General features: G+C 65.6%; 24 protein-coding genes. 12 read left to right on the top strand and 12 right to left on the bottom strand.

Annotated features, from left to right (window positions below; genetic code table 11):
- Positions 1 to 9: 9 nt before the first annotated feature.
- Positions 10 to 732 carry a DUF4230 domain-containing protein gene (locus tag DL238_RS07270; RefSeq protein WP_115491645.1) on the top strand — a complete coding sequence of 241 codons (723 nt, stop codon included), beginning with the start codon at positions 10 to 12 and terminating at the stop codon, positions 730 to 732.
- Between the two features lie 17 nt (positions 733 to 749).
- Here the strand turns inward: DL238_RS07270 and DL238_RS07265 are convergent, their stop codons facing one another.
- Positions 750 to 2,738, bottom strand: a complete 1,989-nt coding sequence (locus DL238_RS07265; RefSeq protein WP_115491644.1) for a BCCT family transporter — start codon at positions 2,736 to 2,738, stop codon at positions 750 to 752.
- A gap of 134 nt (positions 2,739 to 2,872) precedes the next feature.
- On the opposite strand from DL238_RS07265, the gene DL238_RS07260 reads away from it, so the two are divergent.
- Together DL238_RS07260 and nadA are read left to right on the top strand one after the other, a co-directional pair.
- Positions 2,873 to 3,718 (top strand): hypothetical protein, encoded by an 846-nt coding sequence (locus DL238_RS07260; protein ID WP_234031008.1) that lies wholly within the window; start codon positions 2,873 to 2,875, stop codon positions 3,716 to 3,718.
- A gap of 92 nt (positions 3,719 to 3,810) precedes the next feature.
- Complete coding sequence (gene nadA / locus DL238_RS07255; RefSeq protein ID WP_115491643.1) at positions 3,811 to 4,800, top strand: quinolinate synthase NadA; 990 nt, start codon at positions 3,811 to 3,813, stop codon at positions 4,798 to 4,800.
- A gap of 88 nt (positions 4,801 to 4,888) precedes the next feature.
- Here the strand turns inward: nadA and DL238_RS07250 are convergent, their stop codons facing one another.
- The gene (locus DL238_RS07250; RefSeq protein ID WP_234031007.1) at positions 4,889 to 5,830 is read right to left on the bottom strand and encodes a bacteriorhodopsin; all 942 of its coding nucleotides are present in this window, start codon (positions 5,828 to 5,830) and stop codon (positions 4,889 to 4,891) included.
- Between the two features lie 159 nt (positions 5,831 to 5,989).
- On the opposite strand from DL238_RS07250, the gene DL238_RS07245 reads away from it, so the two are divergent.
- The gene (locus tag DL238_RS07245; RefSeq protein WP_115491642.1) at positions 5,990 to 7,312 is read left to right on the top strand and encodes a DUF2254 domain-containing protein; all 1,323 of its coding nucleotides are present in this window, start codon (positions 5,990 to 5,992) and stop codon (positions 7,310 to 7,312) included.
- A gap of 2 nt (positions 7,313 to 7,314) precedes the next feature.
- Here the strand turns inward: DL238_RS07245 and DL238_RS07240 are convergent, their stop codons facing one another.
- The gene (locus DL238_RS07240) at positions 7,315 to 8,124 is read right to left on the bottom strand and encodes a DMT family transporter (protein ID WP_325048439.1); all 810 of its coding nucleotides are present in this window, start codon (positions 8,122 to 8,124) and stop codon (positions 7,315 to 7,317) included.
- 168 nt (positions 8,125 to 8,292) lie between these two features.
- On the opposite strand from DL238_RS07240, the gene DL238_RS07235 reads away from it, so the two are divergent.
- Positions 8,293 to 9,402, top strand: coding sequence for an alkene reductase (locus DL238_RS07235; RefSeq protein ID WP_115491640.1), 1,110 nt, complete (start codon positions 8,293 to 8,295; stop codon positions 9,400 to 9,402).
- 18 nt (positions 9,403 to 9,420) lie between these two features.
- Here the strand turns inward: DL238_RS07235 and DL238_RS07230 are convergent, their stop codons facing one another.
- Positions 9,421 to 9,678, bottom strand: coding sequence for a hypothetical protein (locus DL238_RS07230; RefSeq protein WP_234031006.1), 258 nt, complete (start codon positions 9,676 to 9,678; stop codon positions 9,421 to 9,423).
- Positions 9,678 to 10,334 (bottom strand): lipoyl(octanoyl) transferase LipB, encoded by a 657-nt coding sequence (gene lipB, locus DL238_RS07225; RefSeq protein WP_181883856.1) that lies wholly within the window; start codon positions 10,332 to 10,334, stop codon positions 9,678 to 9,680. The genes DL238_RS07230 and lipB overlap by 1 nt, the downstream gene beginning before the upstream one ends.
- Positions 10,335 to 10,393: 59 nt before the next feature.
- On the opposite strand from lipB, the gene DL238_RS07220 reads away from it, so the two are divergent.
- Positions 10,394 to 11,218, top strand: coding sequence for a glycerophosphoryl diester phosphodiesterase membrane domain-containing protein (locus DL238_RS07220; protein WP_115491638.1), 825 nt, complete (start codon positions 10,394 to 10,396; stop codon positions 11,216 to 11,218).
- 52 nt (positions 11,219 to 11,270) lie between these two features.
- Complete coding sequence (locus tag DL238_RS07215; RefSeq protein WP_115491637.1) at positions 11,271 to 12,677, top strand: MFS transporter; 1,407 nt, start codon at positions 11,271 to 11,273, stop codon at positions 12,675 to 12,677.
- Positions 12,678 to 12,722: 45 nt separating this feature from the next.
- Here DL238_RS07215 and arsC read toward each other — a convergent pair whose 3' ends face one another.
- The 4 genes from arsC to DL238_RS07195 all read right to left on the bottom strand — a co-directional run bounded on the left by arsC (position 12,723) and on the right by DL238_RS07195 (position 14,769).
- Entirely contained in the window at positions 12,723 to 13,067 is a 345-nt protein-coding gene (gene arsC, locus DL238_RS07210; RefSeq protein WP_115491636.1) for an arsenate reductase (glutaredoxin), read from the bottom strand.
- A gap of 143 nt (positions 13,068 to 13,210) precedes the next feature.
- Positions 13,211 to 13,765, bottom strand: a complete 555-nt coding sequence (locus DL238_RS07205) for a (2Fe-2S)-binding protein (RefSeq protein ID WP_115491635.1) — start codon at positions 13,763 to 13,765, stop codon at positions 13,211 to 13,213.
- Positions 13,766 to 13,777: 12 nt separating this feature from the next.
- Positions 13,778 to 14,008: a hypothetical protein gene (locus tag DL238_RS07200; RefSeq protein WP_115491634.1), complete on the bottom strand. Its 231-nt coding sequence runs from the start codon at positions 14,006 to 14,008 to the stop codon at positions 13,778 to 13,780.
- Complete coding sequence (locus DL238_RS07195) at positions 14,005 to 14,769, bottom strand: class II aldolase/adducin family protein (protein ID WP_115491633.1); 765 nt, start codon at positions 14,767 to 14,769, stop codon at positions 14,005 to 14,007. Before DL238_RS07195 ends, DL238_RS07200 begins: the two co-directional genes overlap by 4 nt.
- Positions 14,770 to 14,884: 115 nt before the next feature.
- Here DL238_RS07195 and DL238_RS07190 point away from each other — a divergent pair, with 115 nt between their 5' ends.
- Positions 14,885 to 16,282, top strand: a complete 1,398-nt coding sequence (locus tag DL238_RS07190; RefSeq protein ID WP_115491632.1) for an MATE family efflux transporter — start codon at positions 14,885 to 14,887, stop codon at positions 16,280 to 16,282.
- Here the strand turns inward: DL238_RS07190 and DL238_RS07185 are convergent.
- Positions 16,269 to 17,081 carry a sterol desaturase family protein gene (locus tag DL238_RS07185; protein WP_115491631.1) on the bottom strand — a complete coding sequence of 271 codons (813 nt, stop codon included), beginning with the start codon at positions 17,079 to 17,081 and terminating at the stop codon, positions 16,269 to 16,271. The two genes, DL238_RS07190 and DL238_RS07185, sit on opposite strands and share 14 nt — an antisense overlap.
- Before the next feature lie 50 nt (positions 17,082 to 17,131).
- Here DL238_RS07185 and DL238_RS07180 point away from each other — a divergent pair, with 50 nt between their 5' ends.
- Together DL238_RS07180 and DL238_RS07175 are read left to right on the top strand one after the other, a co-directional pair.
- Complete coding sequence (locus DL238_RS07180; RefSeq protein WP_115491630.1) at positions 17,132 to 17,707, top strand: TIGR04282 family arsenosugar biosynthesis glycosyltransferase; 576 nt, start codon at positions 17,132 to 17,134, stop codon at positions 17,705 to 17,707.
- A complete protein-coding gene (locus tag DL238_RS07175) occupies positions 17,686 to 18,432 on the top strand; it encodes a glycosyltransferase (RefSeq protein WP_234031005.1) in 747 nt (248 codons plus the stop codon). The genes DL238_RS07180 and DL238_RS07175 overlap by 22 nt, the downstream gene beginning before the upstream one ends.
- A gap of 15 nt (positions 18,433 to 18,447) precedes the next feature.
- Here the strand turns inward: DL238_RS07175 and DL238_RS07170 are convergent, their stop codons facing one another.
- Both DL238_RS07170 and DL238_RS07165 read right to left on the bottom strand, forming a co-directional pair.
- Entirely contained in the window at positions 18,448 to 19,485 is a 1,038-nt protein-coding gene (locus tag DL238_RS07170; RefSeq protein WP_115491628.1) for an SDR family oxidoreductase, read from the bottom strand.
- Positions 19,482 to 20,534 (bottom strand): methyltransferase domain-containing protein, encoded by a 1,053-nt coding sequence (locus tag DL238_RS07165; protein WP_115491627.1) that lies wholly within the window; start codon positions 20,532 to 20,534, stop codon positions 19,482 to 19,484. Before DL238_RS07165 ends, DL238_RS07170 begins: the two co-directional genes overlap by 4 nt.
- A gap of 84 nt (positions 20,535 to 20,618) precedes the next feature.
- Between DL238_RS07165 and DL238_RS07160 the strand changes: the two genes are divergently transcribed.
- Both DL238_RS07160 and DL238_RS07155 read left to right on the top strand, forming a co-directional pair.
- The gene (locus DL238_RS07160) at positions 20,619 to 22,040 is read left to right on the top strand and encodes a dihydrolipoyl dehydrogenase family protein (RefSeq protein ID WP_115491626.1); all 1,422 of its coding nucleotides are present in this window, start codon (positions 20,619 to 20,621) and stop codon (positions 22,038 to 22,040) included.
- A 4-nt stretch (positions 22,041 to 22,044) separates the two neighbouring features.
- Positions 22,045 to 23,070, top strand: coding sequence for a radical SAM protein (locus tag DL238_RS07155; protein ID WP_234031004.1), 1,026 nt, complete (start codon positions 22,045 to 22,047; stop codon positions 23,068 to 23,070).
- Positions 23,071 to 23,072: the final 2 nt, after the last annotated feature.

Genomic DNA, 23,072 nt, shown 5'->3' with positions numbered 1-23,072 from the left:
CGAACTGTCGTGAGTGATGAAAAGACCAAAACCGGTAAGACGGAAACCCGCGTGAAGAAGTCGCGTCCGCAGTTCCTGCCCTGGTTGCTCGTCATCCTGCTGATCGCGGCGATCGCGTGGATCGGCTGGAGGACCTATGGCCCCAACCGGATGGGCGACCCGATCGGCACCACGCTGGTCTCGTTCGAGAAGCAGAACCGCCTCGTGGTCTTCACCGCAGAGTTCGCGCCGGTTGTCGCGAGCACCGACAGCCGCCTCTTCGGCGCATTGCAGAGCCGCCAGATCGCGGTCATCCCGGCGCGGGTCGATTATTCGGTCGACCTGTCGGAAGTCGACCGTTCGCGCCTGTCGTGGAATGCCGAAACGCAGACGATGGGCGTGCGCCTGCCTGCCCTGCAGCTAAGCAAGCCCAATCTCGACGAAGCGCGCGCGAAATACATGCGCGAAGGGATCTGGATCACCCGCGATGCGGAAGACGATCTCAGCCGGAACAACACGCAGATCGCGGAGCGCGAGGCGGTCGACAGCGCGCGCAGCCCCGCGCTGATGGAACTTGCGCACGCATCTGCGCGCGCCGCCGTACAGCAGAACATCGCCGTCCCGCTCGCCGCTGCCGGCTATCGCGGGGTTACGGTCGAAGTCAGCTTCGATGGCGATAGGTCGACCGCTCTGCCGGGATCGTCCGATGCTTCCGCCGCGACGCCCCCTGCGGAAAGGGCTTCGACCCGCTAGCCGCCAATCGCCGGTGATCAGGCGAGCCGCCGCGCGTGGCGGAAGTGAGCGTAACGGTTGAGCAGGTCGCCGATGAGCTGTTCGGTGGTGTAACCCGTCACATCCAGCGGATGACCGCCTTCGGAACTGCGCGCCATCGCACGGAAGTGTCGCTTGTCGTCATCGCCCGGGCGGTGTGCCTCGGCCCAGGCGAAGCTGGGCGCGCGGAAGGCGCGCGCACGCACTTCGTAGCTGAAGGTGCCGTGTTCGCCATGGGGTACCGATAGCAATACGTCGCCCCCTTCGCGGGTGACTTCTGGCGCAAGGCTGCGGCGGCGCATTTCCGCTGCCACGTCCTCCAGCGCGGGCAGTGCTTTTTCCTCCAGGAACTCTGCCACCTGCTCCTTGCGGAACGAACCGGTGATCGTCGAGAGCCGTTTCTTCCAGCTGGTTTCCGCATCGAGCGGCTGCGCGGGCAACATGCCGTAAGCGGGCACGCCGCCGGTCTTCTCCATGGCGAGCGCCTTGAGCAGGCCGTAGCAGATGAAGACCATCACCACCGCAAAGGGCAGCGCGCTCGCGATCGCGGCCGTCTGCAGCGCCTGCAGCCCGCCCGCGACCAGCAGCACGGCCGCAACCGCGCCCGCGCAGATCGCCCAGAACACGCGCTGCCAGACAGGCGGGGCCTCCGCTGCGCCATTGGTGATGGTGTCGATCACCAGCGCCCCCGAATCCGCCGAGGTGACGAAGAAGGTCACGATCAGCAGCGTGGCGGCGATCGACGTGATCGACGACAGCGGCAGCTCTGCCAGCGTAGCGAACAACGCGGTCGGCACGTTGTCCTGAACGATCCCGGCAAGCGGCGCGACCCCGGTCATGTCGAGCGAGATCGCGGTGTTGCCGAAGACCGTCATCCAAAGGAAGGTAAACAGGACCGGCACCACCAGCACGCCGCCCACGAACTGACGGATCGTGCGCCCGCGCGAAATGCGCGCAATGAACATGCCGACGAAGGGCGACCACGCGATCCACCAGCCCCAGTAGAACAGCGTCCAGTTGGCCAGCCATTCGTTCGGTTCGTATGCGTAGAGGCGGAAGGTCCGCTCCACCACCTGGCCCAGATACGCACCGGTGTTCTGAACGAAGGCCTGCAGCAGGAAGATCGTCGAACCGGTCACCAGGACGAAGCCGAGCAGGATCACCGCCAGCAGGATGTTGAATTCGGACAGGCGCTTCACGCCCTTATCCAGGCCCAGATAGACCGACAGCGTGGCGAGCAGCGTGATCCCCGCGATCAACGCGATCTGGATACCCGCCGATTGCGGCACTCCGGCGATGAAGGCGAGGCCTGCATTGACCTGTAGCACACCCAGACCGAGCGAGGTGGCCACGCCGAACATGGTGCCCAGCACCGCGAAAATGTCGATCGCATGGCCGATCGGCCCGTGAATGCGCGAGCCCAGCAGCGGATAGAGCGCAGAACGCGGCGTCAGCGGCAGGCCGCGGCGGAACGCGAAATAGGCCAGGGCCAAGCCCACCACGGCATAGATCGACCAGGCATGCACGCCCCAGTGGAAAAAGGTGAGCACCATGGCCTGCCGCGCCGCATCGACGCTGAGCGCGTCGCCCCGCGGCGGATCGGCGTAATGGAGCATCGGTTCCGCCACGCCGAAGAACACGAGGCCGATCCCCATGCCGGCGCTGAACAGCATCGCGAACCACGACAGGTGGCTGTATTCCGGCTCGCTCCAGTCGGGGCCCAGCTTGATGTCGCCGTATTTGCTGAGCGTGAGAAATACGACGAAGACCAGGAAACCGGCAACCGTGAGGATGTAGAACCAGCCGAAATCGGCGACGATCAGCGCCTGGATGCGATCGAACACCTGCCCTGCCGTTTCCGAGAAAATCGCGCCGAACAGCGCGAAGGCCACGATCAGGATGGCCGATCCGAAAAACACCGGACGATTGGCGACCAGCCGCAACTGCGATGGATCGTCGGAGGCTTCTTGCAATACGGGATCGGTCATGGCCGGGGCTGTCGCATCCCCGAAGCCTCGGGGCAAGGCGAGCGGGCGAAGAACGGGGTTACCTTCAAGGCCCGAGCTCCAGGTTTGCGACGCCAAGCCTTCCATCAACCGCCGGAACCACCCGACGAGCGGCATTGACCTCGTGCTACAAGCGGAAGTATTTCCGCCGAACGGTCGCCCCTTTTAATCGGGATGATTTTCCCATGGCAACTCTGGCTGCACCTCCGGCCCAAGAACGCCGGAACAATTCTCGCTTTTTCATGGTCATGGCCTTCGTCATGGCGACCGTGATCATCGCAGGCTTCTCACTCAACCTCGCGATGGGGCGTTCGACCTTCGCCGCTCCCTTGGCAGTGCATGTGCATGCAGGCATCTTCATGGGCTGGCTTGCGCTCTATCTCGCACAGCATGTGACCGCGGTGAGCAGGAACTGGCCGCTGCACCGCTCGCTCGGCAAACTTGCCTATTTCTGGATTCCAGGGATGATCGCCGCGGGCTGCACGGTCATGATCCTCGTCGCGCGGCGAAATGGCGGGCCATTCTTCTTCGCGATGAACGAATTCCTGATCAGCAACATCGCGACGCTGCTGTGCTTCGGCGGCCTTGCCTACTGGGCGCTATGGCAGCAACGGTATACGGGCTGGCACCGACGGTTGATGCTGGTCGCTATGGCCGTCCTGACCGGGCCAGGCCTCGGTCGACTGCTGCCCATGCCGCTGATGATTCCGAATGCCTGGACCATCACGATCGCGCTTACCTTCGTCTTTCCGCTGATTGGAATGTTCAACGACTGGCGGCGAGATGGGCGCATCCATCCAGCCTACCTGTGGGGCACGGGCATCTATGCCAGCGTCTTCATCCTCTCGATGCTGCTGGCCTACAGTCCGATCGGGTACGCCATCACCGACCTGGTGGTCGCGGGTACGCCCGGTGCCGATCGCCCGATGGAAGCGTTCCTTCCGCCCGGGTTCGAGATGTAAGGCCCGCATCGCCTTTGCGCGGAACACACTCGCTTGACGCCCCGTTCGTTCTATATGCGATCCGCAACACGAACGACCGGGGCCCTATACCGATGAACGATCAATCCCGCCCGCCCTCCGGCGACGACCTGCTCGCCGAGATCGACCGCCTGCGCAAGGAGCGCAATGCGGTGATCCTGGCGCACTACTACCAGAAACCCGAGATCCAGGACCTCGCCGATTTCGTGGGCGATTCGCTCCAGCTGTCGCAGATGGCGGCAGAGACCGATGCGGACGTGATCGCCTTTTGCGGCGTGAAGTTCATGGCCGACACCGCGAAAATCCTGAGCCCCGAGAAGATCGTCGTCCTGCCCGACATGGACGCCGGCTGCTCGCTCGAGGACAGCTGCCCGCCCGAGAAGTTCAAGGCTTTCCGCGAGGCGCACCCCGATCACATCGCGCTCACCTACATCAACTGCTCGACCGAGGTGAAAGCCCTGTCGGACGTGATCGTGACCAGTTCCAGTGCGGAGACGATCCTCGAGCAGATCCCCAGGGACCAGCCGATCATCTTCGGGCCGGACCGGCACCTTGGCGGCTATCTCAACCGCAAGTTCAATCGCGACATGCTGCTGTGGCCGGGCGTGTGCATCGTGCACGAGGCCTTCAGCGAGACCGAGCTTCTCAAGCTCAAGGCGCAGCATCCCGGCGCGCCGATCGCAGCGCACCCCGAATGCCCGCCCGCAATCGTCGAGCACGCCGACTATGTCGGCTCGACCAGCGGCATCCTGCAATTCGCCGAGACCTTCGAGGGCGACAAGCTGATCGTCGCGACCGAGCCGCACATCATCCACCAGATGGAAAAGGCGCTGCCCGAGAAGACCTTCATCGGCGCGCCGGGTGCGGACGGCAACTGCAACTGCAATATCTGCCCCTACATGGCGCTCAATACGCTGGAGAAGCTCTACACTTCGCTGCGCGACCTCACCCCGCAGATCGAGATCGAGGAAGGCCTGCGGATGAAAGCCAAGCAGAGCCTCGACCGAATGCTGGAGATGGCGAGCGGCACGATCGGCAAGGGCGATCTGAGCAAGATCGACTGATCCGCAATCCACCGAGAAACGAAAAGGCCGGGGCGAACCACCACCCCGGCCTTCTTCGTTGGACCGTCAGGGAGACGATCTGGTGAACTTACGGCGCGCGGCGCAGGCCCGGACCGCCCGTGTTCGGCTTGCCCGGCGCACCGGACAATACCTCGGCCGCGGGCATGTAGCCCTCGAACGCGCTCCGGCGCAGGACGAAGCGCGAGAGGATGATGCCATAGATCAGCTTGGAGCTTATGTCGGCCACCGAATAGATCGCCTGGCGGGCAAGCACGATATCGCCGGTCGCACCCAGTTGCGGCAGCGCATAGGCGAGCGGATAGAGCCCCCACGTGACGAGGAAGAACCACCACAGGTTCTTCGGCCAGGGCTGCAGGATGTCCGGTGTGTTGTTGATCCCCGAAACCAGCGTATGACGCACTTCCAGCACCAGCCACAGGAAGAAGATCGAAGAAATCACGCCCCACAGGTTGAGATGCGAGAAATCGCCGACCTCGCCGAACTGGCCGTAAAGCCCGGTCCAGATCATCAGCACTCCCGGCACCGCCATGCGCAGCGACCTGCGATGGATGTCCTGCTCTTTCAGGCCCATCGCGATCGCCAGCTGGGTCAGCAGGATCGGCACCGTGATGGTCCAGTTGCCGTAACGGAAGGCATTGGTGAAGGTCTCGTTCTCCGCCAAGGGACGGTACATGCCGTCGACGAAGGCGAAGCTCGCTTTCCACAGCGTGAATTCCTGAAGCAGGCTGAGGCCGGCGCTGGCCATGACCACCGCCGACAGGACCGGCACGAGGCGATAGCGCGGGGCAAGGCTCTGCGCGCTCATCAGGAAGTACAGGATGAAGGCGAAACATGCCCCGTAACTGACCATGAGGATCAGCGAACCCAGCGTATATTGCTGCGTCGTCAGCATGACGATGTTTTCGATATTGCCCAGCTGGTCGGCCAGGGCAGTATCGGCTTCGGGGATCGGAGGGGTGACTACCGTGTTGTCGGTTATGGAAGGGGATTCGATCATCGAAGCAGCCATGAACGTCCTTTCGCGTGCGGAGCGCGACCGGCCGCCCAATCCCACGAACGCGCCAATTGTGCAATTCGCTAACCATAAGGGCGAACCGTGCGTTTCGTTGCAGGACAGTCCACGGACTGGACCAAAGACCATGATCGATCCGAAGGAGACGACCCGGCGATGATTGCCAGACTGCGCAAATTGCTGAGCGACGTAAATGCCAGTTACTGGTTCTTCCCGGCCGTGTTCGCAGTACTCGCCCTGATAATGGCAACCGTGACCATTCAGCTCGACCGCGCCGGATACGCCTCCTGGATGAACGACCTGAACTGGCTCCAGCCCGCCCGCCCCGAAGGCGCCAGCAACATGCTGACCGTTATTGCCGGGTCGATGATCGGTGTCGCCTCCACGCTGTTCTCCATCACCATCGCCGCGGTTGCCTTCGCCAGCGGCAATTACGGTCCACGCCTGCTGACGAATTACATGGAGGATCGAGGCAACCAGATCAGCCTCGCCACCTTCATCGGTACCTTCGTCTATGCGATCACCGTCCTGCGTTCTGTCCGCATGCCCGACGAAGGCGGCGTGCTCTCTCAAGGCACGGCCTTTCCCGGTTTCGTGCCGCAGCTCTCGCTCTTCATCGCCTATCTCCTCATGGGCGTGTCGGTCGCGGTGCTGGTCTATTTCCTCAACCACGTGCCCTCCTCGATCCGCATCAACGCCGTACTCGAAGGCATCGGGCGGAGGCTTCTGGCGGCAATCGAGCGCAATTTCGACGGTCCCATGAAGGCGCGGGTCGAAGGCGAAGTGCGCGAAGGTACCCCCGTCTACGCGCAGGGAGCGGGCTACATCCAGGTCGTAAACTGGAACCAATTGCTGGAGGTGGCGCGCAACAGCGGGGCGCAATTGCAGATGGCGGTGCGCACCGGCGATTTCGTCCATTCGGCGGTCGCCATCGGATACTGGGACGAGGCGCCGGGCGAAGATTGGAACGAGAAGGTTCGCGACTGCCTTGCCTTGGGCGATACGCGAACGCCGACGCAGGATTTGCACTTCATGATCGACGAGCTGGTCGAAATCGGCCTGCGCGCGCTTTCGCCCGGTATCAACGATCCCTTCACCGCGATTTCCGCCCTGCATTGGATCGGCGCGGCGACCGCAGAGCTGGGGCGGCGCGACCTCAACTGGTCGATCAGCGAGCCGGACGAAGACGGACAGCAGCCTCTCAGAACGATGGCGGACGATTTCGGTCACTATCTCGCCCGCGGTTTCGGCACGATCCGCAACGGCGTCTCCACGAGTCCGGCCGCATCGGTCGTCATGCTGGAGACACTCGAAGGCACGGCAACGACGATCAAGGATCCGGTACGCCGCAAGGCCGTGCGGGACGAAGCGCATCAGCTGATGCGGCAGGCGAGTGCCAATCTGGCCGGACCGGACCTCGAACAGGTCGAGGCGCGCTATGCCCTGTTCGTGCAACGCGTCGGCGACCGGCCCGACTGAGCCTACCCGGTGCGCGCGCGCGCAACCGCCAGCGCCGCACCGACCATTGCCATCCCGACGAGATCGAGCGGGCCCAGCACCTCGCCGAACGCAAGAAAACCGTATCCGACCGCGACCGCAGGCTGGGTCAGCAGGGCCAGCCCGATGATCATCGGCGGAAAGGCGCGCAGCGCGAACACCAGCAGTCCCTGCCCGATCACCTGGCTGAGGATCGCGAGCACAAGCAGCGGAGTCCAGTCGCGCGGCCACACCGGCTCGCCGCGCAGCAGCGCGACGAAGAGCAGCACCGGCGCGGCAACCAGGCACACCCGTGCGAGCAGCCCCCAGCTGCCCAGCGTCTTGCGCGCATCCTGCAGGCACAGGAGATACACCGCGTAGAGGAACCCGGCTGTAATGCAGAAAAGATCGCCCACCAGCGTGCTCGCGCTGATCTCGGCGCTTCGCCCCAGCAGGATTGCCGCCCCGCCCAGCGCGAGGATGATCGCCGCCCACTCCGCCCGCGCCGGCATCGTTCGCGCGACGACGATTCCCCAGAAAAGCAGCACGATGCTGCCCGCATTGCCGAACAATGTCGCATTGCCCAGCCGTGTCTGCTCGATCCCGATATGCCAGCTGGCAAGGTCGAACGCGAAGGCGAGCGCCCCCAGCGCCACCAGAAAGGCGATCCGTCGTGGCACGCCCAGAACCGGTTGCCCTGCGCGGCGCGCAATCAGCCAGATGATCGGCAGTGCCAGCGCGAGCCGCCAGAAACCCGCCGCCACCGGGCCGCTGTCGGCCAGCCGGACCGACCACGGGCCAAGCGCCAGCGCCATGTTCCCGGCAATGAGCGCGACCCAGTGCCAGGCGCGCGGGGCATCGTCAGGATTTTGGCTTGCCGACGCCCAAGGCGATCTATCCCGCGTCTCGCTTGTCGTGCCCATGGCGCGCCCCTACCTCGCTCCAGCACCAAAGGGTCAACAAAAAACAGGAAACCACCTTTCATGCACGACGCCCTGTTCCAGCCGCTGCGCCTCGGCGCGATCACCGCGCCCAACCGCATCTTCATGGCACCGCTGACGCGCGGGCGCGCGACGCCGCCGAATTTCATGCCCAATGCCATGATGGAAACCTATTACCGCCAGCGTGTGGGCGCGGGTCTGATCATCACCGAAGCGACCGGGATCAGCGTGGAGGGTCTGGGCTGGCCCAATGCACCGGGCATCTGGAACGACGAACAGACGCAGGCGTGGAAGAAGATCACCGACGGCGTGCACGAAGAGGGCGGCCGGATCGTCCTCCAGATGTGGCACATGGGGCGGATCGTCCATCCCGACTTCCTCGGCGGTGAGCCGCCCGTTTCCGCCAGCGCGACGACCGCGCCAGGCCACGCGCATACGCCGACCGGGCGGAAGGATTACGTGCAGGCCCGTGAGCTTCCGATCGACGAAATCCCGCGCGTGATCGAGGATTATCGCAAGGCCGCCGAAAACGCGAAGGCCGCTGGGTTCGACGGGGTGCAGCTGCACGGCGCGAATGGCTACCTGATCGACCAGTTCCTGCGCCGCAGCACCAACCTGCGCGAGGACGAATATGGCGGATCGGCGGAAAACCGCGCGCGCCTGCTGGGCGAAGTGCTCGATGCGCTGATCGACGTGTGGGGTGCGGACCGCGTCGGCTTGCGCCTCTCGCCCAACGGCGAAACGCAGGGGGCGGACGATCCCGATCCCGCGGAAACCTTCGGCGCGGCGGCCCGGGTCGCACAGGATCGTGGGATCGCGTTCCTCGAACTGCGCCAGCCGGGGCCAGAGGGCACCTACGGACGCACCGACGTGCCGCAGCAGGACGCACACATACGCTCTATCTACACTGGGCCGCTGGTGCTCAACAGCGACTACGGGCCCGAGGACGCAGCCAAGGATGTCGAAAGCGGTCGCGCCGATGCGATCAGCTTCGGGCGGCCCTTCATCTCCAACCCCGATCTGCCCGTGCGGATCGCAAAGGGGGCGGATCTGGCGGAGAACGTCAACGTGCCGAAGAGCTGGTACCTTCCGGGAGCGGAAGGCTACGTCGATTATCCGACGCTGGAGGAAGAGCAGGCTTCGGCGGCCTGATCGATCGGGCGGGCGGCGCTATTCGGCGTCGTCCGCCTCTTCATCCTCTTCGCTATCTTCACCATCGCTGTCGCCGCCGCGCTGGGGCGATTGCGACTGGACCATCGCGATCGGCAGCATCGCATCGCTGATCGTGCCGCCGCGCACCTCGCCCTGCGGGCCGGTGTCTTCGCTCGTGTTCTCTTCGACCGACTCGTCCCCGCCGCCACATGCCGCGAGCAGCAGCGCCAACGCGGTCAGGCCGGTTCCGGTTAAGCCCCTGATTTTGCCCGTCATCAAGCGTCCTGCCGTTGCAGCGCCTCGAGAAAGTCGGGCGCTGCGGCATATAATGCCTCATCCCATGCCGCAGGCGCAAGCGCGATACCGAGGTCGGCGAGGCTGGTGACGCCGAATTCCTCGATCCCGCATGGTACGATGCCGGTAAAATGCGACAGGTCCGGATCGAGGTTGACCGCGAAACCATGCATCGTGACCCAGCGACGGACCCGCACGCCGATCGCGCCGATCTTCGCCTCACGCCCGTCGGGCCCCTTGGTCCAGATGCCGACGCGTTCGGGCACGGTCCAGCATTCCACACCCAACTGCGCCAGCGCCCCGATGGCCCAGCCTTCGAGCGCATGGACGAAACGGCGCACGTCCTTACCGCGTTCTCGCAGGTCGAGCAGGACGTAGGTCACCCTCTGGCCCGGGCCGTGATAGGTATAGCGACCACCCCGCCCGGCCTCGACAACCTCGAACCGCGGGTCGAGCAACTCGCTCGCCGCGGCGCTGGTGCCGGCGGTGTAGACCGGCGGATGTTCGAGCTGCCACAAAAGCTCGCGCGCCGTGCCCGCCTGGATCGAGGCGTTGCGGGCCTCCATTGCGGCCAGCGCCTCGCGGTAGGGCACGCACTCTTCGGAGACGCGCCATTCGATCTGTTCAAGGTCGGGCATTTTCATTTGCGTGGCGCATGACCCGCCGCTTATCAAGAGCCACCGACAAGGGGGTTGCCATGAAGCTCGACATGAATCGCGCGTGGACCGACGCGCTCAATCTGATCAAGTCCAATATGGGCGTGGTCACCGTCGTGGCAGGGGTGTTCTTCTTCCTGCCCTATCTCGCCTTCGCGCTGCTGATGCCGGAGGCCGCCAATTTCACGATGGAGCCCAATTCGGACGATCCCGCCGCCGCACTCGAACAGCTGACGGCAGTCTACGCGGACATCTGGTGGATCATGCTGCTGCTGGTGATAGCACAGACGGTCGGCACGCTCGCGCTGCTTGCGCTGCTGCGGGCTAACAACCGCCCCACCGTGGGCGAGGCGATCGCCGTCGGCGCGATCGGCTTTCTGACCTCCATCGCCGCGACGATCATTTTCTACGTCGGCGCCGGTATCGTCGGCGGCCTGCTGATGGGAATTGCGATCACGAGCCAGATCACCGCGCTGGCGGTGATCGCGGGCATCGTGCTGTTCGTCGTCTTCATCTACCTGGCGGTCAAATTCTCGTTGCTCGCGCCGATCATCGCGATCGACAAGGTCTACAACCCACTCACCGCCCTGCTGCGATCCTGGCGACTGACCAAGGGCAATTCGGTGCGGCTGTTCCTGTTCTACCTGCTGCTGTTCATCGCCCTCGCAGTGGTCAGCGCAGTGATCGGGCTGATCGTTATGCTGGTCTTCGGCCTGATGGGGGAAGAAGTGATGCTGGTCGGTTCCGGCCTCGTCAATTCGGCGGTCAACGCGGTGATCATCGTGCTGATGCTGGGCATTCTTGCAGCGATCCATCGCCAGCTGGCGGGCCCCGATGTCGCGACGATGAGCGAGACTTTCGAGTAGCGCCTCGCGCCGGATTGCCAGCCTGACGCGCGCGGCCTAGCGTCGCGCGCGCATGGCCGACGCCCCTCACACCGAAACCGTGCACGACCTGCCGCAGCCCGGCATTCCGCGCGGGCGGCTGGCGCTGCTGTTCACCGTCGTGCTCGTCTCGGCAGCGGGCAACACCGCGATGCAATCGGTCATGCCTTCGATCGGGACCGCGCTGGGCGTCGCCGACGTGTGGATCAGCCTCGCCTATAGCTGGTCGGCGCTGCTGTGGGTCGGCTTCGCGCCCTTCTGGGCCCGCCGGTCGGATCGCAGGGGCCGCAAGGCGATGATGGCGCTGGGCCTGTCGGGCTTCGTCGCCTCGATGGGCCTGTGCGGCGCGGTGCTGTGGATCGGGCTGTCAGGCTGGCTCACCCCGCTGATCACGCTCCTGCTGTTCGCGCTGTGCCGCTCGCTCTACGGCCTGCTCGGTTCGGCCGCGCCCCCGGCGGTGCAGGCCTACGTCGCCAGCCGCACCCCGCGCGCCGAGCGGACGCAAGCGCTGTCCCTTATTTCATCGAGCTTCGGACTCGGCACGGTGATCGGCCCCGCTCTCGCCCCCCTGCTGATCTTTCCGCTGCTCGGCCTGACCGGCCCGTTCTTCGCCTTCGCCGTGATCGGCATCCTCGCCATCATCGCGCTGCGGCTACGCCTGCCCAACGACGAGCCGCAATATGCGACGCACGCGATTGCCTTCGACGCGCCCTATGGCGGCAGCGGCGCAGGTCGGCATGCGACGGAAGAGGAGTTCGCGCAGGCGGAAGCCAAGGCGAAGGCCGAAGGTACGGCCCCGCGTGCCGGCCAGCGATTGACGGCCGAAGCCTCCGACGCACCGACCCTCGCCTGGACCGACGCGCGCATTCGCCCGTGGCTTCTGTCCGGCCTGCTCGGCGGGCACGCGCAGGCGATGATGCTCGGCATTGCGGGCTTCCTCGTGCTCGACCGGCTGGGCCTGCGCGACGATCCGACCGCAGGCGCCGGCCCGGTGAGCATCGTGCTGATGATGGGCGCGGTGGCGACCCTGCTGGCGCAGTGGGGCCTGATCCCGGTCATGCATCTCGGCCCGCGCATATCGGTGCTGTCGGGCATGGTTCTCGGCGTGATCGGAGCCGCGATCTTCGGCACCGCGAGCGAGTTGCACGGCATCGCGCTGGGCTTTGCGATCGCCGCGCTCGGCTTCGGCCTCTTCCGCCCCGGCTTCACCGCCGGCGCATCGCTGGCGGTCAGCCGGCCCGAGCAGGGCCAGGTCTCGGGCAAGGTCGCGAGCATCAACGGCGCGAGCTATATCTACGCCCCCGCGCTCGGCGTATGGCTCTACGGCCATAGCGACTGGGTGGGCTTCGCCGCGATCATCGGTTTCTGCGTCGCGGTCATGGCGATCGGATGGACCCGGCTCGACAATGACGCGGCATTGATGGCGAGCGCAGAGGACTGACGGCGCGGGCGAGCCGCCCTGCTCGCCCCGGCCCGTGCCCCCAAGCTAGAGAATCTCGAGCACCTTGTCCTGCGGGCGGCACAGCCGTGCGCCCTTCTCGGTCTCGACCAGCGGACGTTCGATCAGGATCGGGTCGGCGACCATCGCATCCAGAATGGTGTCCGCATCGGCATCGGGCAGCCCGCGCTCCTCGGCGTCGGTTCCGCGCTTGCGCAGACCCTGCGCGGGCGAAATGCCTGCATCCTTGTAAAGCTGGGCCAGTTTCTCGCGGCTTGGCGGATCCCTGAGATATTCGACGACGGTCAGGTCGATCGTGCTGAGGTTCTCCAGAATGGCGAGCGTCTTGCGCGAAGTGCCGCATTTCGGGTTGTGCCAGATGGTCGCCTTCATCGCCGCGTTCCTTCAGTTTGTCGGTTCGAGAACCGCCTAGCCTCCTCACCATCCCCAACCAAGCCGAGAATATATTCGCGTCGGAGGTATTACGATCGACGAAGAGGCATAGTGGTCCGGATGTCCGGAAACCCATGCGACGACTAGTCGGGGCGCGCGGGGTCGATGGGCCGCAAGGCCGGCACGTCGCGCGCCGCCTCTTCGGGCGTGATTGCGGGCGGGGGCGCAGCCTCGATCGATTGCGCACCGCTTGCCGCCTGCCCCGCCCGCTCGATCGCGCGGGCCAGCCGCGGATAGACCCCGCAGCGGCAGATATTGGGGATCGCCGCGTCCATGTCTTCGCGCGAGGGCGCGGGGTTGCTTTCGAGCAGCGCGGCGGCGGCGATGGCGATCCCGGGCGTACAGAAGCCGCACTGGATCGCCTGTTCGGCCACCAGCGCCTGCTGTACGGGATGCGAGCGGTCGCGGCTGAGGCCTTCGATGGTGGTGATCAGCCGCCCCTCCGCCTCGGCGATTGTGACGAGGCAGGATCGCAGCGCCACGCCGTCGACCATCACCATGCACGCTCCGCAATCGCCGGTGCCGCAGCCATATTTGGTGCCGGTCAGGTTGCTCGCATCGCGCAGCGCCCACAGCAGCGGGGTCTCGGGGTCGAGCAGATACTCGACCGGCCGGTTGTTGACCGTCATTTTCGTCACGGCATCACCAGTTCAATCCGCGTAGAATTCGACCAGATGGCACCGTTCGCAGCGGAAGGCGCGCAGCGGTTTCAGTTCCTTCTTGTCGACCTTCACGCTGCCGGTCCAGCCGGTCTGCGGCGTGCCTTCCTGCCACCGGGCGGGCTTCACTTCGCCATAACCCATGTCGACAACGAAGCCTTCGGCGCTGCGCCCGCCGCACTTGCCGCAATGGCGCGCTTCGGCCGGCGCAGGATCGCTCACTGCTGCCAGCTGTCGTCGATCCGCGTGGCCTTGCGCTTCCACGCTTCGAAATCGAACACGCCCGCGCCGCCCTGGCCCTGCATGACCGAGAGATCGCGCTGGTGCACGTCGACGACTTCCTGCGGCACCAGATGCGGCTCGCCCATGCTCAGCGTGGCGACCTGAATCTCGCACGCGCGCTGCAGCGCCCACATCTTCACGAACATGCCCTGGATGCCCTTGTCCATCACCACCGGACCGTGATTGCGCAGCATCAGTATGGACTTGTCGCCCAGGTTCTCGATCAGGCGATCGCCCTCTTCGGCGCGCACCGTCACCCCTTCGAAATCGTGATAGCCGATCTGGTTCTGGAAATTGCAGGCGTAGAAATTGGTCGGCAGCAGCCCGTCCTTGTGGCTGCACACCGCCATGGTCTCGGTCGTGTGGACGTGGCAGATCGCGTTGGCCCGCTCGCCCAGATGCTTGTGGAAATGCGCGTGCTGGGTGAAGCCCGCCTTGTTCACCATGTAGGGCGAACCGCCGATATTGTTCCCCTCGACATCGATCTTCACGAGATTCGACGCGGTGACTTCCTCGTAGAGCAGGCCGAAGGGATTGATCAGGAACGCGCCCTCCTCGCCCGGCACCGCGAGCGAGACATGGTTGTAGATCGATTCCGACCACCCGAGCAGGTCGAAGATGCGGTAACAGGCGGCAAGGTCCAGCCGCGCCTGCCATTCTTCCTTCGAACATTCGTAATCGAGCTTCGCCTGCGTCGCCATTTCCGGCCTCTCCTTCATGCGTTTGCCGCGCATGATAGGGCATGGCCCCCGCTGCGCACAAGCTGGCTGAATTGGCGCTTTAGCTTGCGCGCCCTTGCGGCTACCGCGCGCGGCAATGAGCGAACAAGCCAAGCTGACGCGCGGGAGCATTCCGGGCCACCTGGTAAAGCAGACCGTGCCGATGATCATTGGCGTGGCGGCGATCCTGTCGATCAGCCTTATCGATGCCTATTTCATCGGGCAGCTGGGGCCCGACCCGCTCGCCGCGATCAGCTTCATCTTCCCGATCACCGTCGCGCTGACCAGCCTTGGCGTGGGCGTCATGGTGGGGATCAATTCGGTCGTCGCCCGATCGCTGGGCGCGGGCGACCGCGACCAGGCCGCACGGCGCGCGAATCTGGGTGTGGTCTTCGCGACCATGGTCGGCGTGACGCTCGGCGTGGCGCTGTGGCTGCTGCAGAAGCCGCTGTTCCGCCTGATGAACGCGCCCGACAACCTGCTGCCGCTGATCCGCGACTACATGGAGCCCTTCGCGCTCGCCTTTCCGCTGCTGCTCGTCCTGATGGGGTTCAACGGCGTGCTGCGCGGACAGGGCGAGGCGAACATGAGCAGCTTCATCAACATCGTCTACGCGGCGGTGAACTGGGTGCTCGACCCGATCCTGATCACCGGCGCTTTCGGGATCGAGGGCATGGGCATTGCCGGCGCGGCATGGGCGACGCTCGCCGGCTGGGCGGTCGCGGTCGTCATCGCGGTGATCTGCGTCGGGCGGACGAACCTTCCGTTCAACCCGGCCCTCATCCGCGCGATCGAGGCGCCGATGGAGCCGATCAAGGCCATCGTTCGCGTGGCAGGCCCCGCCTCCTTCTCCAACGCGATCAACCCCATCGGCCTGTCGGTGCTGACCGCGCTGATTGCGCTCGAAGGGCAGGATGCGGTCGCCGCCTTCGGTGCGGCCGGGCGGCTCCAGAGCTTCGCGACCGTACCGCTGCTGGCACTCTCGGGCTCGATCGGAGCGATCGTGGGCCAGAACTGGGGCGCCAACCAGCCCGAACGATCGCGCGCGGCGGCGCGCGGGGCGGCACTGTTCTGCATCGCCTATGGTCTGGTCACGGCCGTCGCCCTGGTCGCAGCGGCGAAGTGGTTCGCGGGCTTCTTCACCGAAGACCCGGCCATTGTCCGCCAGTTCGCCCGCTATCTCGAGATTGCGGCGTGGGGCTATGCCGGTTTCGGCCTGCTGATCGTGGGCAACGGCATCCTCAACGCGGTCGACAAGGCGGGGCTGGCATTGGCGCAAAGCTGCGCGCGCGTGTTCCTCGTCATGCTGCCCTTCGGCTGGCTGCTGCGCCCGCTATGGGATTCGGACGCGATCTACGCCGCCGAACTCGCCGCCAATGTCATCGGCGGGGTGGTTGCGGTGATGATCGTGCGCAAGGTGCTGGCGAGCGAACCTAATGGCGTCCACGCAAGCGAGGAAAGCGAGAGCGAGAAGGGCCAGACTAGCGTAAGCTGACGCTGCCCGGCGGCAGCGGCTCGGGCATTTCGCGAAACGGCGCGATCTGGCTGTTGGCGAGCGGGAGGTCCGCGAGCGAAGCACCGTCCGCTACTCCGATATCGATCGCGTCCTGCGGTTTCCTTCGCAGCGTGCCGTGCAGCCGGTCCCACAGGCTGATCCCGCTCGACCAGTTGCTGTTCATTTCCTCGGGCACCTTCGAATGATGCACGCCGTGCATCTTGGGCGTCGTGAACACCAGCGAGAGCCGATTGTCCCAGCGCCCCGGCAGCCTGAGGTTGGAATGGTGGAACAGCACCGAGGCATCGAAGAAGCGACGGTGCGCCATCAGGATGCGCGTGTCCGCGCCGCTGATCGCCACCTGCGCGATACGAAACGGCAGCGACACGATCATGTCGGCGGCGTGGAAACGCAGCGCGGTCGTCATGTCCATGTCAGGATCGATGTGGTGGACCCGGTGCAGCCGCCACAGGATAGGCATCCTGTGGGTCGCGATGTGCCACCAGTAATAGGCATAATCCATCGCCGCGACGCCGATCAGCACCTTCAGCGGCCCCGGCAGCGGGAGAACCTGCACCAGCCCGCGCCGCGCGACCACGTTTCCTTCTGCGATCCGCTTGAGCAGCGGCATCTCGATCGCGGTGACCACCGCCATCGTGCCCAGCCCGATCGCGACGTTGCGCACCTGCCGCGTCGCGGTGTCGTGCGACTGGCGGCGCAGCGGACGCGCTCTTTCGGCGAGCCACAGGCCCCCGATCAGCGCCACGCCCGCAATCGCAAGTGGAGAAATTCGCGCCATCGCCCGGCTCTTATGGGAAAACGCGAAACCTGTCGCTATTGCTTGAACCGATGACGCCCGAGATCGCTATTTTTGCGCGCTGGCCCGAACCGGGCAAGGCCAAGACCCGCCTGATACCTGCCTTGGGGGAGCAAGGCGCAGCCGACCTCTATGCCAGGCTGCTCGAACTGACCGTGCGCGAGGCGCGCGAGAGCGGCCTGCCGTTCCACCTGCGCGTGACGGGCGACGATCCGGCGCGCTTCCGCGAGCTGCTGGGCGAGGATCTGGACGTCCGCGATCAGGGCGACGGCGATCTGGGCGACAGGCTCGCCCGCGTGCCCACGCCCGGCATCATGATCGGCAGCGATTGCCCGGGGCTGACCGCCGCGCTCCTGCGCGAGGCGGCGACCGTCCTGCCCAATCGCGATGCGGTGATCGGCCCGGCGCAGGATGGCGGCTATTGGCTGCTGGGCCTGAGCGAGCCGTGCCCGCAGCTTTTCACGAACATGGCGTGGAGCACGCCCGCGGTCTTCGCCGAGACGCTGCGCCGGTTCGAAAGGCTTGGGATCAGCCCACACCTCTTGCCCGAGCTGGCCGATATCGACACCGGCGACAATCTCGACGCGTGGCCCGAACTCCTGAAATGAACGATGCGGGCGTGGCGATCGTGGTCCCGGTCCTGAACGAGGCCGCCGCGATCCCCGCCCTTGCCGCGCATTTCGCGACGCTCGATCCCGCCCCCGCCGAGATCGTCGTGGTCGATGGCGAGAGCGAGGATGATACGCGCGCGCTGTGCGAAGGCGCAGGCTGGCGGGTGCTCGAATCCGAGCGAGGACGGGCGCGGCAGATCAACGCCGGGGTCGAAGCCGCGCAGGCTCCGCTCGTTTGCGTGGTCCATGCGGACAGTTTCCCGCCCAGGGATATGATCGCGGTGATCCGCAAGACGTTGCGCAACGACCGGATCGCCCTCGCCAGCTTCATGCCGCTGATCACCGGCAACAAGACCCGCTGGCTCACCTCCGCGCACAATTACATCAAGACCTGGTACGCGCCGCTGCTGTGCCGCCCGCACCTGTTCTTTCGCGGGGTCCGGCTGCTGTTCGGCGACCATGCGATGTTCTTCCGCCGCGCGGATTTCTTGCGGCTTGGCGGCTGTACGCCGGGCGACATCGTGATGGAAGAGGCGGACCTGTGCGTGAAATTCGCTGCGCGCGGGCGGATCGTCATGGTGCGCCGCATCGTGCGCACCTCGGACCGGCGGATCGCCGCATGGGGCCCGCTCAAGGCGAACTGGATCTACTTCAAGGTCGGCATCTTGTGGGCGCTGGGCCTGCGCGGCCGGATGGAGCGCGACTACTCCGATGTGAGGTGATCGCCCCCTGCTCGTTCAGTTCGCCAGTACCGGCGCGGCGGGGAGGAAGCCCTCGGCAATGCAGAAATCGATCAGCCGATTGAGATAGGCACGGTCGGCGGGGCGCGACGCCATGCCGGTCAGCGCGCGGAAATTGCGGTCGTCGAAGCGTGGGTCGCGCTGGAAATAGCTCGCGTAGAGTGCCGAGACCCGACTGTTCAATCGCCGCTCGAGCGGGGGCAGCGTGGCCGGGTCGAACTCGGTCGGATCGACCAGCGTCGGCGCGTGCAGCCCCTCGACCCCGCCGATCCCGGCCGCGAAATCGGCCATTGGCAAGGGCTCCGATGCCACGAGGTGGCAGGTCCGGCCCCTCGCCGCCTCCCAGTTCTGAACCAGCGCGACAATCCCGCCGGCCACATGGTCCAGCGGCACAAAGCCGAGGCTCGCATCCTCGGCCGCCGGAATTAGCCGGATGCGGCCCTCGGCCATCAGCTTGAACGCCAGATAGAGCGCATCGAATTGGCGGATTCGCCCGCTCTCGTATTCGCCGAGCGTGATCCCCGGACGGGCAATCGCCCATTCGATGCCCGATGCGCGCACCAGGCCTTCGGCCGCCGCCTTGCTCGCCTCGTAGCCATTGGCGAAACCGTCCGCTTCGGGCAGCGGATCATCCTCCAGAATAGTCCCGTTGCGCGTGCCGCAGACATAGGCCGTGCTGACATGCAGCAGCCCCGCCCCGCCCGCTTCGGCGAGCGCGAGCACGTTGGCAGTGCCCGCCGTGTTGACCTCGGCATATTCCGCATCGGTCAGGTCGAAGCGAATGGTGGCGGCGCAGTGCACCACCAGATCTTGCGTGCGCGCCAGCCGGTCGAAGGTCTCCCGGTCGAGGCCCAGCCGATCCTTGCGGATATCGCAGGGCACGCTCTCGACGACCGGCACATCCCATCCGTCATTCCCGCACACTTGCGGATTGCGGTGGATGAGTGCGGTGACCTCGTGCCCCGCGGCAACCAGGCGCGCGCAAACCTCGCCGCCGATCAGCCCGGCGGCGCCCGTGACGAGAATCCGGCTCAACAGCAGCCGCCGCCGGTGGCGACCTGCGGAACGGCCCCCGCGAGCGGGAAGAGCGTGCCGCAGTCGGGATAGATGCCGTAATGCGTGCCGAAGTCGCCGAAGAATTCGAAATGCTCGGCAAAGCGCGTGTCGGCCAGCATCTTCCAGCTGTTGCCGCAGACGGGGAACATCCGCCCGCGCTCGATCCGGTGATGGTCGTCGAGCACGAAAACGCGCTCTTCGCCCGGTACCGTGCCCTTGTAGCGCACGGCCTGGCCGTAATCCTCGCACAGCGGCTCGATACCGGGCAGCTTGAACAGACGCGCGGTGGCCGAATGGAACGCGATGCCATCGAGCTTGGCCGCGATTTGCGGATCGTTGATCCCCAGCGGACGGCTGGTGACGAGGCGCGGATCGAGGAAGCCCGCCGCCTTGGCCGAAGCGATGAAATCGAACCAGTACATCGCGCCCGACAGGCATTCGCCGTGCAGCACGGGGTCGTCGCGCAGCCCCTCCGGCACGCGGCGTTCGGAATAGACATCGGAGAAATAGAGCTCGCCGCCAGGCTTGAGCAGGCGGTACGCCGCTTCGAACACCGACGACTTGTCCGCCACCAGATTGATCACGCAGTTGGACACGATGACGTCGAAACTGCCTTCCTCGAGGTCCAGGTCGCCCAGCTTCTCGATATCGCCTTCGAGGAAGCGCACGTTGCTCTTCGCGTAGCCGAAGCGCTCGCGGTGCCAGTCCTCGTGCTCGCGCGCGACCGTGAGCTGTGTCGGCGTTGCATCTACCCCGGTGACCGATCCATGCTCGCCGACCATCTGCGCCAGCAGGTAGGCGTCCTGCCCACTGCCGGACCCCAGATCGAGCACATGCGCACCCTCGATCGCCTGCGGGGCGACCAGACCGCAGCCATAATACCGCGCTCGCACATCCTCGTGCACTTTGCGTAGCAGGTCCACCACCGCGGGCGGTGGCGCGTCTAGGGTACAGCAGGCGTCGGTCTTCAGGTCGGCGGAGCCTTGCAGGACTTCGCCATAATAGTTTTGCGAGTTTTCGAGATTCATGAAACTTTTCGACCCTTCACGTCGGATGTGTCCTAGACACACCACGCATTCGCTCGACGGACAAGCTTGGTTTCAGGGGCAGCTATGAAATTCACACATGATGTGATCGTGATCGGTGCGGGCGCGGCCGGGCTCACCGCCGCCGGGGGCTGTGCACTGTTCGGCCTGAAAGTCGCGCTGATCGAGGCGGACAAGATGGGCGGCGAGTGCCTCAACAATGGCTGTGTCCCCTCGAAGGCTTTGATCACCGCTGCCAAGCGGGCGGCCGAGGCCAATGTGCAGGACCGCTTCGGAATTCAGATGACGGCGGCCAAGGTAAACTGGGCGGGCGTGCACGCGCATATCCATAACGCCATTGCCGAGATCGCACCGCACGACAGCGAGGAACGCTTCGAGGAGATGGGCTGCGACGTCTATCGCGGCCATGCGACCTTCACCGGAAGGCGCAAGGTCCGGGTCGGCGAGGTCGAACTGGCCGCGCCCAAGATCGTGATCGCGACCGGATCCGAACCCTTCGTTCCGACGATCGAGGGGCTGGGCGCCGTCCCCTACCTCACCAACGAGAACATCTGGGACCTCGACAGGCTGCCCCAGCACCTCGTCATCGTCGGCGGCGGAGTGATCGGCATGGAGATGGCGCAGAGCTTCCGCCGTCTCGGCAGCGAGGTCACCGTGATCGAACCGGGTCGGCCGATGGGCCGCGACGACCCGGAATCGGTTGCGGTGGTGGTCGAGACGATGGAGGCCGAAGGCGTGATGTTCGTCACCGGCAAGGCCGCCAAGGTCGTGCCAGGCGCGCTCGGCAGCTTCACCGTCACGCTCGAGAACGGGCAGGAAATCGCGGGCACGCACCTGCTGGTCGCGGTCGGGCGCAAGGCCCGCACGCAAGGCTATGGGCTGGAAGAGATCGGTGTCGAACTGGGCCGCAACGGCATCGCCGTCGATCAGCGGCGGCGCACGAACCTGAAGCACATCTACGCGATCGGGGACTGCCGCGAAGGCCCGCGCCTCACGCATGTCTCGGGCTACGAAGGCAGCAATGTCGCGCTCGAAATCACCACCGGCCTGCCTACCAAGGTCGACTGGTCCGCCCTGCCCTGGTGCACCTATACCGAACCCGAGGTCGCCCAGATCGGCATGACCGAGGCCGAAGCGCGCGAGAAGCACGGCGACAAGATCACCGTCATCCGCGAAGGCTTCGACCACAACGAGCGCGCGATTGCGGAAGGCGCGACCAAGGGCCACATGAAGGTGGTGATGGACGGCAAGAAGGTTCTGGGAGCGAGCATCGTCGGCAAGAATGCGGGCGAATTGCTGCTTCCCTTCAGCCAGCTGATCAGCGGCAAGGCGAGCACCTTCGCGCTGGGATCGGCGATCGTCGCCTACCCCACCCGCAGCGAGATCACCAAGGCTGCCGCCTTCAGTGCCTGGGAAGGCACGGTCTTCGGCAGCGTCCCGCGCGGCTACGCCAAGACCCGCGCGTGGTTCAGAAAGACACTCTCGTAGACGAATGGCCGATATGACCGACACGAAGACGGCTCGCTCGAAAAGCCGCGCCAAGAGCCGTAACGCGCCTCAGGGCCCCTCGCCCTTCGCGGTCGAGGCGGCCACGCTGCCCGAAGGCAAGTTCACCGATCCCGACGTGACCGCGGACGGGTCGCAACGCGCCGAGGTGCCGCTGCTCGAGCTGGAGACGCTGTGGCTGTGTACCGGCACGCTGTGCAATCTCGCCTGCGCGACCTGCTATATCGAAAGCAGTCCGACGAACGACGCGCTGATCTACCTGACGCACGAACACGCGGCGCGCTATCTCGACGAGATCGAGCGCGACGGCTGGAATACCCGCGAAATCGGCTTCACCGGCGGCGAACCCTTCATGAACCCGCACTTCGCGCCGATGCTCGAAGATGCGCTCTCGCGCGGGTTCGAGGCGCTGGTGCTGTCGAACGCGATGAAGCCGATGCGCCGCCACGAGGCCAAGCTGCTCGCGCTGCGCGAGGCGCATGGCGACCGGCTGACGATCCGCGTCAGCCTCGATCACCATACCAAGGCGGTGCACGAGGGCGAACGCGGGGCGAACAGCTGGGACGCGGCGATCGACGGGCTGAAATGGCTATCGGACAACGGCTTTCACATCGCGGTCGCCGGACGACTGCTGCCCGGCGAGGGCATGGTCGAGGCACGCGAGGGCTATGCCGACCTGTTCGCACGCGAAAACATCCGCATCGATGCGCACAACCCGGCGCTCTGCGTGCTCTTCCCCGAGATGGACGAGGACAAGGACATCGCCGAGATCACGAGCGCGTGCTGGGACATCCTAGGCAAGTCACCGGCGGACATCATGTGCGCTACCAGCCGCATGGTCGTCCACCGCAAGGGCGAACCGACCCCGCGCGTGGTGGCCTGTACGCTGATCCCCTGCGACCGGGAATTCGACTTCGGCGAAACGCTGGCCGATGCCAATGTCGCGGTGAAGCTGAACCACCCGCACTGCGCACGCTTCTGCGTGCTGGGCGGTGCGAGCTGTTCGGGCTGAGG

It is taken from the genome of Alteriqipengyuania lutimaris, from assembly GCF_003363135.1.
GTDB classification, from domain to species: Bacteria; Pseudomonadota; Alphaproteobacteria; order Sphingomonadales; family Sphingomonadaceae; genus Alteriqipengyuania; species Alteriqipengyuania lutimaris.
Note: the sequence above shows the minus strand (reverse complement) of the source record. Positions and strands in the feature narration are given on the sequence as shown.

Excerpts from the sequence above, each read along its gene's own strand:
- DL238_RS07160 (WP_115491626.1), top strand. The coding sequence starts at position 20,619 with ATGAAATTCACACATGATGTGATCGTGATCGGTGCGGGCGCGGCCGGG.
- DL238_RS07230 (WP_234031006.1), bottom strand. The coding sequence starts at position 9,678 with ATGACGGGCAAAATCAGGGGCTTAACCGGAACCGGCCTGACCGCGTTG.
- nadA (WP_115491643.1), top strand. The coding sequence starts at position 3,811 with ATGAACGATCAATCCCGCCCGCCCTCCGGCGACGACCTGCTCGCCGAG.
- DL238_RS07235 (WP_115491640.1), top strand. The coding sequence starts at position 8,293 with ATGCACGACGCCCTGTTCCAGCCGCTGCGCCTCGGCGCGATCACCGCG.
- DL238_RS07215 (WP_115491637.1), top strand. The coding sequence starts at position 11,271 with ATGGCCGACGCCCCTCACACCGAAACCGTGCACGACCTGCCGCAGCCC.
- DL238_RS07165 (WP_115491627.1), bottom strand. The coding sequence starts at position 20,534 with ATGAATCTCGAAAACTCGCAAAACTATTATGGCGAAGTCCTGCAAGGC.
- DL238_RS07190 (WP_115491632.1), top strand. The coding sequence starts at position 14,885 with ATGAGCGAACAAGCCAAGCTGACGCGCGGGAGCATTCCGGGCCACCTG.
- DL238_RS07155 (WP_234031004.1), top strand. The coding sequence starts at position 22,045 with ATGGCCGATATGACCGACACGAAGACGGCTCGCTCGAAAAGCCGCGCC.
- DL238_RS07265 (WP_115491644.1), bottom strand. The coding sequence starts at position 2,738 with ATGACCGATCCCGTATTGCAAGAAGCCTCCGACGATCCATCGCAGTTG.
- DL238_RS07240 (WP_325048439.1), bottom strand. The coding sequence starts at position 8,124 with ATGGCGCTGGCGCTTGGCCCGTGGTCGGTCCGGCTGGCCGACAGCGGC.
- DL238_RS07180 (WP_115491630.1), top strand. The coding sequence starts at position 17,132 with ATGACGCCCGAGATCGCTATTTTTGCGCGCTGGCCCGAACCGGGCAAG.
- DL238_RS07220 (WP_115491638.1), top strand. The coding sequence starts at position 10,394 with ATGAAGCTCGACATGAATCGCGCGTGGACCGACGCGCTCAATCTGATC.
- lipB (WP_181883856.1), bottom strand. The coding sequence starts at position 10,334 with ATGCCCGACCTTGAACAGATCGAATGGCGCGTCTCCGAAGAGTGCGTG.
- DL238_RS07245 (WP_115491642.1), top strand. The coding sequence starts at position 5,990 with ATGATTGCCAGACTGCGCAAATTGCTGAGCGACGTAAATGCCAGTTAC.
- DL238_RS07250 (WP_234031007.1), bottom strand. The coding sequence starts at position 5,830 with ATGGCTGCTTCGATGATCGAATCCCCTTCCATAACCGACAACACGGTA.
- arsC (WP_115491636.1), bottom strand. The coding sequence starts at position 13,067 with ATGAAGGCGACCATCTGGCACAACCCGAAATGCGGCACTTCGCGCAAG.
- DL238_RS07195 (WP_115491633.1), bottom strand. The coding sequence starts at position 14,769 with ATGGCGACGCAGGCGAAGCTCGATTACGAATGTTCGAAGGAAGAATGG.
- DL238_RS07185 (WP_115491631.1), bottom strand. The coding sequence starts at position 17,081 with ATGGCGCGAATTTCTCCACTTGCGATTGCGGGCGTGGCGCTGATCGGG.